General features: G+C 66.5%; 16 protein-coding genes. 3 read left to right on the forward strand and 13 right to left on the reverse strand.

Translation table 11 applies throughout. From position 1 onward, the window contains the following. Positions 1-268: 268 nt before the first annotated feature. The 11 genes from AB0313_RS19475 to AB0313_RS19525 form a co-directional block, all read right to left on the reverse strand. Positions 269-709: a YtxH domain-containing protein gene (locus AB0313_RS19475; protein ID WP_366307699.1), complete on the reverse strand. Its 441-nt coding sequence runs from the start codon at positions 707-709 to the stop codon at positions 269-271. Between the two features lie 127 nt (positions 710-836). Next, on the reverse strand, positions 837-1,103 hold the full coding sequence (locus AB0313_RS19480) for a GlsB/YeaQ/YmgE family stress response membrane protein (RefSeq protein WP_043451908.1): 267 nt from the start codon (positions 1,101-1,103) through the stop codon (positions 837-839). Between the two features lie 132 nt (positions 1,104-1,235). Then, positions 1,236-2,069: an aldo/keto reductase gene (locus tag AB0313_RS19485; RefSeq protein ID WP_141944246.1), complete on the reverse strand. Its 834-nt coding sequence runs from the start codon at positions 2,067-2,069 to the stop codon at positions 1,236-1,238. 73 nt (positions 2,070-2,142) lie between these two features. Beyond that, a complete protein-coding gene (locus AB0313_RS19490; protein ID WP_366307702.1) occupies positions 2,143-3,060 on the reverse strand; it encodes an alpha/beta hydrolase in 918 nt (305 codons plus the stop codon). 64 nt (positions 3,061-3,124) lie between these two features. Continuing rightward, positions 3,125-4,681: a long-chain fatty acid--CoA ligase gene (locus AB0313_RS19495; protein ID WP_366307704.1), complete on the reverse strand. Its 1,557-nt coding sequence runs from the start codon at positions 4,679-4,681 to the stop codon at positions 3,125-3,127. Between the two features lie 23 nt (positions 4,682-4,704). After that, positions 4,705-5,901, reverse strand: coding sequence for an acetyl-CoA C-acetyltransferase (locus AB0313_RS19500; RefSeq protein ID WP_366307706.1), 1,197 nt, complete (start codon positions 5,899-5,901; stop codon positions 4,705-4,707). A gap of 44 nt (positions 5,902-5,945) precedes the next feature. After that, positions 5,946-7,202 (reverse strand): acyl-CoA dehydrogenase family protein, encoded by a 1,257-nt coding sequence (locus AB0313_RS19505; protein WP_366307708.1) that lies wholly within the window; start codon positions 7,200-7,202, stop codon positions 5,946-5,948. A gap of 127 nt (positions 7,203-7,329) precedes the next feature. After that, positions 7,330-8,055, reverse strand: coding sequence for a TetR family transcriptional regulator (locus AB0313_RS19510; protein WP_141944236.1), 726 nt, complete (start codon positions 8,053-8,055; stop codon positions 7,330-7,332). Between the two features lie 82 nt (positions 8,056-8,137). Next, positions 8,138-9,160, reverse strand: a complete 1,023-nt coding sequence (locus tag AB0313_RS19515) for an SDR family oxidoreductase (RefSeq protein ID WP_141944234.1) — start codon at positions 9,158-9,160, stop codon at positions 8,138-8,140. Continuing rightward, the gene (locus AB0313_RS19520; RefSeq protein ID WP_141944232.1) at positions 9,154-10,125 is read right to left on the reverse strand and encodes an aldo/keto reductase; all 972 of its coding nucleotides are present in this window, start codon (positions 10,123-10,125) and stop codon (positions 9,154-9,156) included. Before AB0313_RS19520 ends, AB0313_RS19515 begins: the two co-directional genes overlap by 7 nt. A 40-nt stretch (positions 10,126-10,165) precedes the next feature. Next, on the reverse strand, positions 10,166-10,987 hold the full coding sequence (locus AB0313_RS19525) for an aldo/keto reductase (RefSeq protein ID WP_366307711.1): 822 nt from the start codon (positions 10,985-10,987) through the stop codon (positions 10,166-10,168). A gap of 203 nt (positions 10,988-11,190) precedes the next feature. On the opposite strand from AB0313_RS19525, the gene AB0313_RS19530 reads away from it, so the two are divergent. Both AB0313_RS19530 and AB0313_RS19535 read left to right on the forward strand, forming a co-directional pair. Continuing rightward, positions 11,191-12,087 (forward strand): helix-turn-helix transcriptional regulator, encoded by an 897-nt coding sequence (locus AB0313_RS19530; RefSeq protein ID WP_141944229.1) that lies wholly within the window; start codon positions 11,191-11,193, stop codon positions 12,085-12,087. 150 nt (positions 12,088-12,237) lie between these two features. Continuing rightward, a complete protein-coding gene (locus tag AB0313_RS19535) occupies positions 12,238-12,444 on the forward strand; it encodes a hypothetical protein (protein WP_141944227.1) in 207 nt (68 codons plus the stop codon). Between the two features lie 87 nt (positions 12,445-12,531). Here AB0313_RS19535 and AB0313_RS19540 read toward each other — a convergent pair whose 3' ends face one another. Continuing rightward, positions 12,532-12,744: a dodecin gene (locus AB0313_RS19540; protein ID WP_141944225.1), complete on the reverse strand. Its 213-nt coding sequence runs from the start codon at positions 12,742-12,744 to the stop codon at positions 12,532-12,534. Between the two features lie 114 nt (positions 12,745-12,858). Further along, positions 12,859-13,563 (reverse strand): FadR/GntR family transcriptional regulator, encoded by a 705-nt coding sequence (locus tag AB0313_RS19545; protein ID WP_141944223.1) that lies wholly within the window; start codon positions 13,561-13,563, stop codon positions 12,859-12,861. Between the two features lie 170 nt (positions 13,564-13,733). Between AB0313_RS19545 and AB0313_RS19550 the strand changes: the two genes are divergently transcribed. Then, positions 13,734-15,227 (forward strand): four-carbon acid sugar kinase family protein, encoded by a 1,494-nt coding sequence (locus AB0313_RS19550; RefSeq protein WP_366307714.1) that lies wholly within the window; start codon positions 13,734-13,736, stop codon positions 15,225-15,227. Positions 15,228-15,275: the final 48 nt, after the last annotated feature.

Genomic DNA, 15,275 nt, shown 5'->3' on the forward strand with positions numbered 1-15,275 from the left:
CGCGACAGCCAACTGCCGGCGTCGTACGCCCCACCAAGATCCTCCCCAATGGCCTCCATAACCCCACTCTGCCAGCCACCACTGACAATGAAGACTACCCAAAACCCCTTTGTGGAAAACCGGGAAGCACGCCGGATCAGCCTGTTAAACGCTGCTGGCCGCCACGTCCCCCAAGGATCGCGACGGCCAGCAAGGCTTTTGTAACACAACGCCGGGTCAAGCCGAAGTCACACTGCGGTGCTCCGTCATGAAACGGATTGGGGCGCTGTCAGGAGTTGGTTCCGGTTCCGTCCGAAGTGCCCAGATTGGTGGTGTCGGGATGGGTGCTGTGGGCAGGGACGTGGTCTCCGCCAAGGCTCCCCGCGCCGCCGGCAGTTCCCTGGGTTGGGGCAGGCGACGTGCCGGCCGCAGCACCTGCGGATGTCATTGCGTCGGGCCCGGAAGCCTTGGAACCGGAGGTGCTGTCGCGATGCATGGCAGAACCAATCACCGTCCCGGCCCTGCGCGCAGCTTCGCCCAGCTGGTCTGCCACGTCAGGAGCCTTTTCCTTCAAGGTTTCCGTGGCCACGGAAACCTTGTCCTGGACCGGCTTGCTGTCCCAGATGCCGACCGCGCGGGCCTTCAGCTTGTCGTAGGCGGCACGGCCTGACCGCGAGCCAAGGACATAGCCGACGGCAACGCCTACACCCAAAAGAAGCTTGTTTTTCACGATGAACTCCTGCTCTGCGAGAAGGTTGTCAGTCCCGGCCGGGGGCGGCAAGGCGCCGGTGCCGGAGAAAATGAAAGCCGGCCCGGGGATGGTGTCCCCAGGCCGGCCTCCTGGCTTGCCCGTGCAGTTATCCGCGGGCGCTGCGCTTGGTGACCATGCCATAGATGGCAAGGACGATCAGCGAGCCGACGATCGCCAGCAGCCACGTCTGGATCGAGAAGAACTCCTGCAGTCCACTGCCGAAGATCATCCCGCCCAGCCAGCCACCGAGCAATGCGCCAACGACGCCCAGGATCAGGGTGATGACCCAGCCGCCACCCTGCCTGCCCGGGAGGATCGCCTTAGCGATCGCACCGGCAATAAGTCCGAGAATCAGAAATGCAATAAATCCCATTTGTCGCTCTCTTCCTAAGTAAAGGAGGCCCCCATGTTCCGGAGGCACTTCGTCCTTCTGGCTCAATAGTAATCATGCTTACTATCTTTTTGCCAACCCCGTTTCTCGTAAAAAGTGCACTTCTGGGCGGGTTTAGTGCCCGGTCCTGTCGGAATCATTGCCTGCCCCGGGCCCCTCGTCCAAGACCGAAAGTTCCGCTAGATCCTGCGGGTCCAGGGCGAAATCGAAGACGTCCAGGTTCTCTGCCATCCGGCCCGGTGAGGAGGTCTTGGGAATCGTTACCAATCCGTTTTGTACGTGCCACCGCAGGACCAGCTGGGAGGGGGTTTTTCCGTGTTTTTCCGCCAATTGGGAAAGGACGGGGGCGCTGAGCAAACCAGCGCCTGAGCCGCCAAGAGGGCTGTAGGATTCCGTGACAATTCCATGACGGGAGTGGAATTCGCGCTCAGCCGTCCGGGTGATGGCGGGGCTGAGCTGTATCTGGTTCACGGCCGGCACCACATCGGTTTCGGCCATGAGCCTTTCAAGGTGGGCAGGCTTGAAGTTGGATACCCCGATGGACCTGACCTTTCCCTCTGCCTGCAGCCGCTCAAATGTCTGCCAGGTGGACACGTACTGGTCCCTGCCGGGCAGCGGCCAGTGGATCAGCAGCAGGTCTACATAATCCAGACCCAGTCGCTTCAGCGATCCCTCCAGGCCGGCCACCGCGCGGTCATGGCCTTGGAATTCGCCGTCAAGCTTCGTGGTGATGAACAGCTCGCTGCGGTCCACGCCGCTGGCCCGGATGCCGTTGCCCACTCCGCGTTCGTTGCCGTATTTCACAGCGGTATCGATGTGCCGGTAGCCGGCTTCCACGGCCTGGACGACGGCGGCAGCCACCTGTTCGTCGTCCAGAGGCCAGGTGCCAAGCCCCAGCTGCGGAATCCCGTTGCCGTCATTGAGTTCGATGAGCGGTGCAAGTGTCATGCCATCAGTCTGCCCTCTGCCGGCCGTCCCGGCCCAGGGACGCCGGGACAATCTTGCGGGAATGGCCCGGACATTAACCGGAAATGGCGCTCTCCCGGTTCAGCAGCCCGTTGATCACAGCAGCTATCCGTTCCGCACCGGACCGGCCCATGGCAATCGTGTAGTGATTCACGTCCGGCACCAGTTCGGCCCGCAGGCAGGCACGGCCATGCAGGTGGCGGTCCACGATCTCCTGCGTGTACAGGCCCGGGGATTCGTCCCGGAGGCCGCGTGGCGCCCACAACAGCACCGCGGGATGCCGCAGCTGTTCCAGGGCCCGGGGGACCGCTTCCCCGGCCAAGAGGTCGGCGGAGTCCTCGCTCATGGCCTCGACGGCGGTCGAGGGGCGGAGTTCCGGCGGTTCACCCAGAAGGTCATACCGGGCATACGCTTCAACGGCGTCGTTCCAGCCGTCGGCGAAGGCCGGGTGGCCGCGCCAGAATTCCAGGTACGTCCCGTGATCGGGGAAGGTCATGGACAGCCGGGCGGCGGCAGGCCCGAGGATGGCCTGGATGGCCTGGGGGATGGTGACGCCGGGCGGAATGGGGAGCGGCAGGCCGCCGTCGACCAGGACCAGCGCGCTGACCCTGTCCGGGTGCAGGTGCGCGAAGACCTCTGCCACGAAAGCGCCCATGGAGTGTCCCAGCACCAACACCTGCCGCACATCAACAGCGTCCAGGAGAGCCGCCAGGTCCTGCGCGTGCGTGGCCATCCCGTACGGGCCCGGCAGGCTGCTGCTGCGGCCCCGGCCCCGCAGGTCCGGAGCGATAATGCGGGTGTCCGGAAGGGCGTCGGCGAGGACAGCCCACTGCATATGTGACGATGTCACGCCGTGCACCGCGAGGACCGTGGGTGCCGTTGGGTCCGCAGGCCCCCAGATCGCGGTTCGGAGGACACCGCCGCGCACTGGAACGTCGAGGGTGGCGTAGTCAGTACGGCTGGTGGCGGTCAAGGCCGGTCCTTTCGGCAGAACGAAGGAAATTCCCAAGTGCGGCGCGCTGATGGAGCACCTGGCCTTAGGCCGGGTCCTCCGCCAGCTTCCGCTTGAGGATCTTCCCGCTGGGTCCCAGTGGCAATTCGGAGAGGATCCGGACCACCCGCGGGTATTTGTAGGCCGCCAGCTGGGCGCTTGCGAAGTCGATCAGCTCGGACTCGCTGACCGTTGCCCCGGCGTCCAGCACGATGGCGGCGGCGATCTCCTGACCGTGAACGGCGTCCGGAATGCCGTAGACAGCGGCGCTGACCACCGCCGGGTGGGTCAGCAGGACTTCCTCGACCTCCCGCGGGTAGACGTTGTAGCCGTTGCGGATGATCATGTCTTTCTTGCGGTCCACAATGGTGAGGTACCCGTCGTCGTCCTTGGTGCCAAGGTCCCCCGAACGGAACCAGCCGTCCACCACGGCCTCAGCCGTGGCCTCGGGCCGGTTGAGGTAGCCCTTCATCAGCAGGTGCCCGCGGATGACCAGTTCGCCGAGCTCACCGTTGGGCACCAGTTCGATTCTCTCCACCACCTCCGGCCGGGCGATTTCGATGTCTACTCCCCAGATGGGGACCCCGATGGTGCCCGGCCGCGGCGCCGTGCCAACGTGGTTGAAGGCTGCCACGGGGGAGGTCTCGGTGAGGCCGTAGCCTTCATGGATCTCCACGCCGTAGACGTCGCGGAACTTGTCCATGACGGCCAGCGGAAGCGACGCACCACCGGAAACGCCGTACCGCAGGGCTGCCGGCCGGTCCGGCACCGTCTTGGCTGCTTCCAGGAGCGCCACATACATGGTGGGCACTCCAATGAAGATGTTGACGTTGTGCCGGGCCAGGAGCTTCAGGGCGTCCGGGCCGGTGAACCGCGGCATCAGGACGATCGTGGCGCCGGCGCGTAGACCCGTGTTGAGCACCACCGTCTGGCCGAAGGTATGGAACAGCGGCAGGCCGCCAAAGAGGACGTCGCCGGGCCGGAAGTCCATCACGCTGGTCAGCAGGGTGCTGGTCTGTTCCACCAGCGCGAAGTGGGTGCCCAGCGCGCCCTTCGGTTTGCCCGTGGTGCCGGACGTGTACAGGATGGTGGCCGTGTCGGACGGGCGGCAGGGCTCGTACGTCCGGATCGGCTCCGCGGACGCAGCTTCCGTTTCGAGCCGTGGAAACCCGCCGTCGTCGGAAGCCATGACCGTCACCACGTCCACTCCGCTGGCCGAGGCACCTGCGGCGCCCTCGCCGAGCAGCGGAGCGGCGCAGATCAGCAGCTTGGCGCCGCTGTCCTGCAGGACATATTCGATCTCGCGGGCCTTGAGCAGGGCGTGCACCGGGACCACGATGGCGCCAAGGGACAGGATGGCGTAGTACACCCTGGCGAAGTCCGGGACGTTGGGAATCAGGACGGCGACGGCGTCTCCCGGGCCGATGCCGCGGGCCCGCAGCGCGCCGGCGTACGAGCGGGTCTGGCGCCAGAGGTCGCCATAGCTCACCTGGTCCTCGCCGACCACCAGGGCAATGCTGTCGGGGGTCCTCTTTGCTGATTCTGCCAGGACGGCAGCCACGGAGATGGTGGCGAAGCCGTCAGCGGAGTTGGTGTTGGTCATGGCCTGCTTCTTCGTTGGGAGGGTCACGCTTTGAGGACGAGTGCGTCGCCCTGGCCGCCGCCCCCGCAGAGGGCTACGACGCCGGTGCCTCCACCGCGGCGCTTCAGCGCCAGCGCCTGGTGCAGCACCAGGCGTGCGCCCGAGGCGCCGACGGGATGGCCCAGGGCGATGGCACCGCCTTCCGCGTTCACGGTCTCCGTTTCAATCCCGAGATCGTTGGCGGACTGGATGAGGACCGAGGCGAACGCTTCGTTGATCTCCACCAGGTCCAGTTCCTGCGCGGTGAGCCCCTCTTCCTTGAGTGCGCGCTCGATCGCCCGGGCGGGCTGGGAGTGCAGGGACCCGTCGGGCCCGGCTGTCTGCCCGTGCGCCCCGATCTCCGCAATCCACTCCAACCCCGCGGCCTCTGCCGCCGCCTTGCTGGCAATGACCAGTGCCGCCGCGCCGTCGGAGAGCGGAGAGGAGGACCCGGCGGTAATGGTGGCGGCCGCATCCTTCGAAAATGCCGGACGGAGCTGGGCCAGGGATTCGGGCGTTGTTTCCGGACGGATGCCCTCGTCGTGCTCAAGGACCACGGCGGCTCCCTTGCGCTGCGGCACCTCGATTGGCGCAATCTCTTCGGCCAGCACTCCTGCGACGCGGGCAGCCTCGGCGCGCTGGTGCGAACGCGCAGCCACGGCATCCTGCTCCTCGCGGGTGATGCCGCGTTCGGTGTTGCCGGCGTCGGTGGCCTCACCCATCAGCTTGCCGCTGACAGGGTCCTGCAGCCCGTCGTGGTTCAGGGAGTCGAGCATGGGGGCGTCGCCGATGACGACGCCCGCGCGGAGCCCGGGGACCAGGTGGGGTGCGTTGGTCATCGACTCCTGGCCTGCGGCGACGATGAAGTCGGCTTCCCCGGTGCGGATCATCCTGGCGGCGTCAATGACTGCCGTCAGCCCGGACAGGCAGAGCTTGTTGATGGTGATGGTGGGGACGTCCCAGCCGATTCCCGCGGCCAGGCTGGCCTGGCGTGCGGGCCCCTGGCCGGCGCCGGCCTGGATGACCTGGCCGACAATGACGGCCCCGATCTGCTCCGGCGCCACGCCGGTGCGTTCCAGCGCGGCGCGGATGGCATGGGCGCCCAGATCGCTTGAAGAGAAGGGCGTCAGGCCGCCGCGGAACCTGCCGAACGGAGTGCGGGCGCCGCCCAGGATGACGGGGATGTTGGCGTTCTGGTTCAAGAACGGTCCTTTCGGGGAGGCCTGGCCAAGACCAGGGAGGGAGGTCAGGCGAAGGCGGAGGTGCCGGTGATGCCCCGGCCGATAATGAGGGCCTGCATGGTCTCTGTGCCTTCGTAGGTGTGGATGGCTTCGATGTCAGCCAGGTGCCGTGCCACGCGGTTTTCCAGCAGGATGCCGTTGCCGCCCAAAAGGTCGCGGGCATTTGAGGCTATGCCGCGCGCCGTCCGGGTGCAGGTGTACTTGACCAGGGAGGCCTGCTCGGGGGTCAGCGCTCCGGCTTCATCGAGCCGCGTCATCTGCACCACCATCAGCTGCATGGTGGCCAGTTCGCTGAGCATCCGCGCGAGCCGCTCCTGGACGATCTGGGAGGCGGCCAGCGGGCGCCCGAACTGCTTGCGCTGCTTGGCATACTGGACGGCCGTCTCGTAGCAGGCAGTGGCATGCCCGACGGCGGACCAGGCCACGCCCAGGCGCGTGGCCAGCAGGACGCGGGCCGTGTCCTTGAAGGTCCGGGCGCCGGGCAGGACGCTCTCTTCCGGAACGAAGACGTTCTCCAATCGAATGTGCGCCTGCCAGATGGCACGGAGGGCGAGTTTGCCTTCGATCTTGCTGGCGCTGTAGCCGGGGGAGTCCTGTGGAACCAGGTAGCCATGGACCTGGCCGTCATCGCCCCGGGCCCAGACGACCGTAAGGCCGCCGACGGAACCGTTGCCGATCCACTTCTTTTCACCGTTGAGCAGGAAACCCCCGTGGGTACGGGTGGCCGTAGTTTCCAGGGCCACGGAGTCCGATCCGTGGGTGGGCTCGGTCAGGGCGAAAGCCGCGTATTCCGCGCCGCTGGCTATCGCCGGAAGCCAGCGCTCCTTCTGGGGGCCGGAGCCGCATTCAGCCACGGACCGCAACGCCAGGCCGCCCTGGACTGCGACCATCGTTGCCACAGAGCCGTCGCCGCGGCTGATTTCCATGTTCACCAAACCGGCGGCCATGCTGCTCATCGGTGCAAAACCGTCCACCGGTACGCCGTCGCGGATCAGGTCCAGTTCGCCAAGGCGCCGGAGGAGGTGCAGCGGGTACTCGCCGCGTTCCCAGTAGCCGTCGATGACGGGGAGGACCTCGTCCTGGACAAAGCGGCGGGCGCGGTCCCAGTACGCGCGGTCTTCGGCGTTGATGCCGGCGAAGACGGAGGCGGGATCGGTGCCGAGGGCCTCGGTGAGAAGGTACTCGGGCTCTACCGTTCCGGCCGGAAACTTCGGCGCACCTCCGGTGATGGTGGGCGCGGGGCCGGGTGACGTCGTCGTCATGAATATGCATCCTTCGAATCAGCGGCGGCGGGGAGGCCGGGGCCGTGTGGCCTGCACCACACGCTCTAAGGATGCATTGAAACGCAGTTCCACGTCAAGAAACTCAGTTTCAAGAGCGGTGGGGAGATCAGGGGAGGGCGTCGCGGACCGCCTGGGCCACCGCGTCCTTGTCCGCGGCACCGGAAAGAACGGTGACGACGACGGTCGGCGCAAGAGGAGCGGCGGCCCCGGCGCCGAGGAGTGCCGGCCTGAACGTTTCCGAGAGTGCCTGAAGCTCGGCGGCGAGGGCTGCCGCCCGCTTCCGGTCCCCGGAGTCGGCTTGTCCGGCGGCAGGCGCCGCACGAAGCCAGTCCCGGAGGAATGCGTTGTGCACGGCCACCACCGCGGCTGCGAAGGCCACGGCCTTGTACTCACGGCCGCCATCGCGGGGCAGTTTGTCATTGAGGTAGTGCAGGAATGCTCGCTCGTACCGGTGGGATGTCACCAGTTCCCGGTCCCGCAGGGCCGGAACCGCCTGGAGCAGCCCGTGCCTGGCCCGGGAGGTTGCTGGGTTTTGCAGGTGGTGCTCAAAGACCAGCATGGCTGCCTCCGCAACGGCAGCCAGCGGTTCCAGCCTTGATTCGGCGAGCCGCTGGTTCACCTGGGCCAGGATCCGCTCGTGGTCGGCGAAGACGACGTCCTCCTTGGACCCAAACCTGCGGAAGAACGTGCTGCGGCTCATGCCCGAGGCTTCTGCCAGCTCCTCTACGGATGTCGCGTCGAATCCCTTGTTTGCCAGAAGCCCGATGGCCGCCGCAACGGGGCCGTCGGCGGGATGCCCGTCGGCAGGATGGTTCGAAGGGGACGAGGTCATGCGCCGAAATGTAGCACAGCGGTTAAACGCGTCTGGCCTGCCGCTGGATCCGGCAGGCCAGTTTCCAGTCCGTGGCCGGTGTTCAGGCGCCCCGGCGGGACCAGGCGGTGAGCTTGTCCGAAAGCTGCATGTAGGCCCCGTTTACCTGCTGCAGCTCCGGGTGGTTGTCGTGCCACTCCACGATCTCCCGGGCGCCGTCCGCGAACGGGATGGTGGCGGTGTAGTCCGGGACCAGGGATTTGATCTTGGTGTTGTCGAACACCACCGAATGGGACCGGTCGCCCAGGAGGTTGGAACCCAGTTCCTGGTCATGGGCGGCGATGGTTTCGGACGCCACATGCACCAGTTCGGGTTCGCGGACGCCGGCCGCCCGGGCGAAGAGCTGGTAGATCTGGTTCCACGGCAGGTATTCGTCCGAGGTGATGGTGTAGCTCTCGCCCACGGCCTGGGGCCGTCCGAGCAGCCCGACAAATGCCTTGGCGAAGTCTTTGCTGTGCGTCAGCGTCCACAGCGAGGTGCCATCCCCGTGAACCATGAGCGGCAGGCCGTTGCGCATGCGGTGGATGTCTGTCCAGCCGCCCACCATCGCGATCTTGGTGCGGTCGTAGGTGTGTGACGGCCGGACCACCGTCACCGGGAAGTCCTCCTCCCGGTACGCCTGGAAGAGCAGTTCCTCGCAGGCGATCTTGTCGCGCGAATACTGCCAGAACGGGTTCTTCAGCGGCGTGGACTCGCGGATGGGAAGCCTGGTGGGCGGCTTCTGGTACGCGGAGGCGGAGCTGATGAAGACGTACTGCCCAACCCGGTCCCGGAACAGGTCCATGCTGGTTTGCGCCTGGTCCGGGGTGTAGGAGATGAAGTCCGCCACGGCGTCGAACTCCCTGCCGCCCAGCACCTCGCGGACGGCCTCCGGGTCACGAACGTCGGCATGCAGCACCTCGGTCCCTTCCGGGACCGGCCTCGTGGACTGGCCCCGGTTGAGGATGGTCAGCCGGTGGCCCAGTGCGACGGCGCGTTCCGCCGCAGCCGTGCTGATGACGCCGGTGCCGCCGATGAACAGGATGTTCGCCGGCGACACCGTACGGGACGGAAGCGTGGTTACCACGCGTAGTCCTCCGGTGCCGTGCGGTGGCCGGGGAAGATGTCGTCCAGCCGCTTGAGCGCGTCTGCGTCGAGTGTGACGTCCAGGGCGCGGATGGCGGCATCCAGTTGTTCCTGGGTCCTGGGGCCCACGATCGGTGCGGTCACCGCAGGCTGGTGCAGGAGCCAGGCCAGGGCAACGTCGCCGGGTTCGTGGCCCAGCTCGTCGGCGAAGTCCTCATACTGGCGAATCTGGTCCTCATGCTTCTTCAGCGTTTCGGCGGCCCGGCCCTCGGTGCGGCGGACTCCCTGGCGTTCTTTCTTCAGCACGCCACCCAGCAGCCCGCCCTGAAGCGGCGACCAGGGGATCAGCCCCAGGCCGTACTGCTGCGCAGCCGGAATGACTTCGAGTTCCACCTGGCGCATGAACAGGTTGTAGATGGACTGCTCGCTGACCAGGCCGGTGTAATTCCGGCGGCGCGCTGCTTCCTGGGCCTGGGCGATGTGCCAGCCGGCAAAGTTGCTGCTGCCCGAGTAGAGGATCTTCCCCTGCTGCACGGCAACCTCGATGGCCTGCCAGATCTCGTCCCACGGGGTGTCACGGTCAATGTGGTGGAACTGGTACACGTCGATGTAGTCGGTCTGCAGGCGCTTGAGGCTGGCATCCAGGGCCCGGCGGATGTTCAGCGCGGACAGCTTCGATTCATTGGGCCGGTCCGTCATGGTGCCGTAGAGCTTGGTGGCCAGGACCGTGTGCTCGCGGCGCTCGCCGCCCTTGGCGAACCAGCGCCCGATGATCTCCTCGGTCCAGCCGCGGTGCTCCGCGCCGCCGTAGACGTTGGCAGTATCAAAGAAGTTGATGCCGGCTTCGTGCGCGGAATCCATGATGCTGTGCGCGTCCGCCTCCTCCGTCTGGGGCCCAAAGTTCATGGTGCCCAGGCAGAGGCGGGAGACTTTCAGGCCGGATCGGCCCAAATGGGTGTACTGCATGGAAAATCCTTTCGGTTTCGGTGGCAGCGAGTGCCGGAACCTACATTTGGGTGAAAGCGGCGACGGCGGGATCGGACCCGATGCGGGCTCCCGATTCCAGTGCGGTAATGGCGGCCAGTTCGTCCTGGGACAGGGTCACGGATGACGCCGCGAAGTTTTCCCGGATGCGGTCCGGGTTTGCCGACTTGGGAATCACGATGTTGCCATTGGCCAGGTGCCAGGCGAGCACCACCTGGGCCGTGGTGGCATCGTGGGCGTTGGCGATCGCCGTGACGGCATTTCCGTTCAGGTCCCCGCCCTGGCCAAGCGGGCTGTACGCCTCGACGGCGACTCCCAGGCTCCGGCACTTGGCGACAAGGTCTGCCTGCTGGTAGCTGGGGTGCAGTTCGATCTGGTTGACGGCCGGCACGGTTTCTGCCGACTCCAGCAGGGTGTCCAGGTGGTCGGAGAGGAAGTTGGAGACCCCGATGGCGCGGATTTCCTTGTTCTCATACAGCCGCTCCATCTCCTTCCACGCCTGGACGAAGAGGCCCTGCGAAGGAACCGGCCAGTGGATGAGGTAGAGGTCGATGAAGTCCAGGCCCAGGGTCTTGCGGCTGTTCTGGAACGCCTCCTGGGCCCGGCCCTGCTCGCCGTTGCGGAGCTTGGTGGTCACGAAGATCTCCTCGCGGGGGATGCCGGTGGCCGCAAGGGCTGCCCCTACCCCGGCCTCGTTGCGGTACGCCGCTGCCGTATCGATGTGGCGGTACCCGGCCTCGAGGGCATCCTCCACGGTGCGCTGGGTGTCTTCCGGCGGGACCTGGAAAACGCCGAAGCCGAGCTGCGGGATGGTGACGCCATTGTTGAGTGTCAGCTCTGACATGGGTGTGTGCTCCTTGGAACGTATGGTGCTGGGATTCGTTGCCGACTGCCCGACGAAGAAGAAAGCGGTTTCACCGGCTCACTCCCGAGCCTATGTACTTTCCGTGACCAAGTCAGCAGCCAAGGCTGTTCCTGTTTTTCCTAGGACCGCCAGTCCTACCTTCGTTGTAGAGCCGGGCACCTGACGCAGGCACAATGGTCTGCATGGGTCAAAGCGCCGAGTTCGGAAAATTCCTCAAAGCCATGCGGTCCCGGTTGAGCCCGGAGGTCGCCGGGACCGGCGCCAGCACGGGTGCCCGCCGCGTCCCCGGTCTCCGGCGGGAGGAAGTGGCGCGGCTCGCGGGAGTCAGTACCGACTATTACGTACGGCTGGAGCAGGGCCGCAACATCCACCCGTCGCGCACCGTACTGGACGCGGTGGCCCGGGCGCTGCGCCTGGACAGCAGCGAACACGCGCACATGCTGGACCTGCTCGAAAACTGCGCAGGCGCTCCGCGGGAGCCTGGCGCCAATGCCGCCCAGGGTGTCCGGCCGGCGCTTCGCCAACTGCTCGACGCGGTGGGGGATGTCCCGGCCCTGGTGCTGGGGCGCCGCAACGACGTGCTGGCGGGCAACAGGATGGCGTTCCTGCTGTTCGCCGATTTCCCGGCCCTGCCGCCCGCCGAGCGGAACCTCACCCGCTGGACCATCCTGGATCCGGCCGCCCGGGAACTCTTCAGGGACTGGAAGACGGTGGCTGCTGAAGCCGTAGGATCCCTGCGGCTGGATGTGGGGCGGCACCCCAACGATCCCCAGGCGAACCACCTGGTGGGTGAATTGGCCGTCCATAGTGAACACTTCCGCCAGTGGTGGGCGGGCCACCGGGTTGCCACCCGCGCCGCCGGGACTGTCCGGCTGCACCACCCTTCTGTGGGGGACCTGGAACTGAACTTTGAAAACCTTGTCCTGCCGGAGGACGCCGACCAGACGCTCCGGGTGTACTCCGCGCGCCCGGGATCGCCGTCGTCGGACGCCCTGGCCCTGCTGGGCAGCCTGGGCGCCGCGTTGGAGGCCACCGAGGAGCGGGATGCGGCTGCAGCGGACCGGAGCGACGCCGGCTAGGGGAAGCCAGGGGTGTGAGCCACTGTACATTCGTCCAGTGGAAGCAGGCTTTTCTGGCCAGCCGCCCATTGGTGCGGGGGCGCCGGTTCCGTAGGGTGGGAGTACCAGCTTTCACTGCCCGGATTTTTACCACCCAGGATGGTCTCAACGATGAAACGCATCGCCCTGCTGAAGGAGCGCCAGGCGTCCGCCGGCGCCGCCTCCACCGCTACCGGTTCGCACTGCCCGGCGTCCGGGCTCTGGAGCCCCGACGTCGACCCCCATACAGTCCTGTCCTTTTTTGAGGGCCACGTATTCCCGGCGTTCGACGGCGTCCCCACGGTCTGGCGGCGGCGCAGCCCGGGCACAGCAAACTGATCGCCGCGTAGACGCGCAACTGACCCGCAGCCAACGGTGGCCGGAACCATGTTCCGCGACGCAGGCTGCGGGTCAGCTGTGTTTAAGTCAGTGCTCTTCCAGGCGGAAGCCGATCTTGATGGTGACCTGCCAGTCCGCGACCTTCCCGTCCTCAAGGTGGCCGCGGACCTCCTTGACCTCGAACCAGTCCAGGTTCCGCAGGGTCTGGGATGCCTTGGCAATACCGTTGCGGACGGCGTCGTCCACGCCCTGGGTGGAGGTGCCGACAATTTCAGAAATGCTGTACGTGTGGTTGGACAACTTCGCTCCTCGTGGTCGTCAATGCTCCCGGTTGCGGGCCGTCCCTGAAGCCTAGTAGGACTCCGGGACCGTTGAAAGAGGAACGCGGAAAGCGTTGCTTCCGGCAAATGGCCGCTATTTGGCTTCAAGTACCAGCTGCTTCAGGTCGTCCAGGGTCTGCTGCATGTGGGCGTCCATGGCCTCGCGGGACCTAACGGAGTCGCGGGACCGCAGTGCCTCGGCAATGTTCTGGTGGTGGCCGATGGCGTGTTCCTGGATCTGGGGAACGGCAGAGGTCTCCGTCCGGCGCTTTTCCAGGACCCGATGCAGCGGCTCGAACAGGACCGACACGAAGACGTTCCCGGATGCCCGCAGGATGACGTCGTGGAAAGCGAGGTCCGCTTCGACGAAGGCCGCGACGTCGTTGATGCTGTTGGCGGCCTTCATCGCTGAAACGTAGTTGAAGAGCGCGGTGATGTCCTCTTCCGCAATCCGTCCGGCGGCGAGCTCGCACGCTCCCGTTTCGAGCATCCGGCGGAGCTCGATCAGCTGGATGGAGGCATCGGCGTCGTTCTTGCCCTCCGCTGCCGCGCGCAGGACGGCTTCGAGGGAGGCCCAGCGGCTGAGTGGGTTGACGAAGGTGCCGCGGCCGCGCTCCACGCTCAGGATGCGCTGGGCCTGCAGCGTCTTCATGGCCTCGCGGACGGTCATGCGGCTGACTTCATGTCGGGCGCTCAGCTCGTGTTCCCCGGGGACGGTGGACCCTGGCGGGAACTCGCCGTCGATGATGCGGTCAAGCAGCTCATCGGCCACAACGCCTACCAGCGACTTCCTTGCCATGTTGCCCCCGATTCCTGCTTCCGGCTTCCGCGGCGGATATGTCAGACAAGTGTACTTGCGCGTCCGTATGCCGTGTGCCACACTAACATCAAATGCAAGATGTCAGACATCTTACAGCTACCTTTACATCTGGATCCGCCAGCCCGGATCGCTACACAACGGAGTGCACTGTGACGCTTGAAGCAGACGTTCTGGCCGCCTATCCGGCAGACCTCGAGATCCCGGCCGGCCTGGTTGCCGGCGCGCTGGCCGCTTCCAAGGCGGCAGTTCCCCGCGTCCTGGTGGTGCTCGACGACGACCCCACCGGCACGCAGTCCGTGGCGGACCTGCCGGTGCTCACCCGCTGGGACGTGGAGGACTTCACCTGGGCCTTCGGCCAGGGCAAGCCCGCTGTCTACGTCCTCACCAACACGCGCAGCCTCGACCCCGCAGAAGCGGCAGCCCGGAATGAGGAAGTGGTCCGCAATGCCCTGGCGGCAGCAGGATCGCCGGACACGCTGCGCCTGGGCTTCGTCAGCCGCAGCGATTCCACCCTCCGCGGCCATTTCCCCCTGGAGCCGGACGTCATCGCAGCTACTGTCGCCCAGGTCAGCGGGGAAAAGACCGACGGCGTTGTCCTGGTACCGGCATTCCCCGACGCCGGCCGCCTCACCATTGGCGGCGTCCACTACATGCGCGGCACCGGCGACGCCGCGGGGACCCTGGTTCCGGTCTCCGCGACCGAGTTCGCCAAGGACGCCACCTTCGGCTTCAGCACGTCCGTCATGGCGGACTACATCGCAGAGAAGTCGCAGGGCCGGTTCCCTGCCGACTCCGTCATCGTGCTGGACCTCAACATCATCCGGGCCGGCGCCGCCGCCCAGGATCCGGCCATCTCCGCCAAGGCCATCGCCGACGCCATCGAGCTGGCCACGGACTCCACTCCCATCGTGGCGGACATCGTCACCGAGAACGACTTCCGCGCCCTGGCCCTGGGCCTGGAGGAAGCCGAACGCCGCGGCAAGAAGCTCCTGTACCGCGTAGGTCCGCCGTTTGTCCGCGGCCGCATCGGCCAGGAAGTCCGCGCGGCGCTCACCTCCGAAGAGGCCTACGCGGGCAATACTCCGTCGGAGGCCGGCGGCTTGATCGTCGTGGGATCGCACGTAGGTCTCACCACGCGCCAGCTCAACGTCCTCACCGCCGAACACAGCTCCGCCCGGATCATCGAGATCGACGTCGAGAAACTCCTGGGCGCCGAGCCGGAGGCCAAGGCGCACCTGGACCAGACCGTTGCCGCCGTCGTCGAGGCCCTCCACGCCGGCGACGTCATCGTCCACACCAGCCGCCTGCTCATCAAGACCGAGGACCCCGCCGAAAGCCTGCGGATCGCGCGCACCGTCTCCGCCGCCGTCGTGGACGTGGTCAACCGCACGCTGAAGACCTTCCCGCCCCGGTTCGTCATTGCCAAGGGCGGCATCACCTCCTCGGACGTCGCAGCCCACGGCCTGGAAATCCGCCACGCCATTGTCCGCGGCCCCATGCTCCCGGGCATCGTCAGCCTCTGGGAACCGGTGGACGGACCTGCCAAGGGCATTCCCTACATCGTGTTCGCCGGCAACGTGGGCGACGACGACTCCCTGGCCCAGGTCACCCGCAAGCTCAGCACATCCCCATTCGCCCCCTAACCTCGCAAGCTCGGCCAGGGAACCCGCCGAGCGTGGCCCCTATTTAAT

Origin of the sequence: Pseudarthrobacter sp. NPDC080039 (assembly GCF_040702335.1) — a bacterium.
Lineage (GTDB): Bacteria > Actinomycetota > Actinomycetes > Actinomycetales > Micrococcaceae > Arthrobacter > Arthrobacter enclensis_A.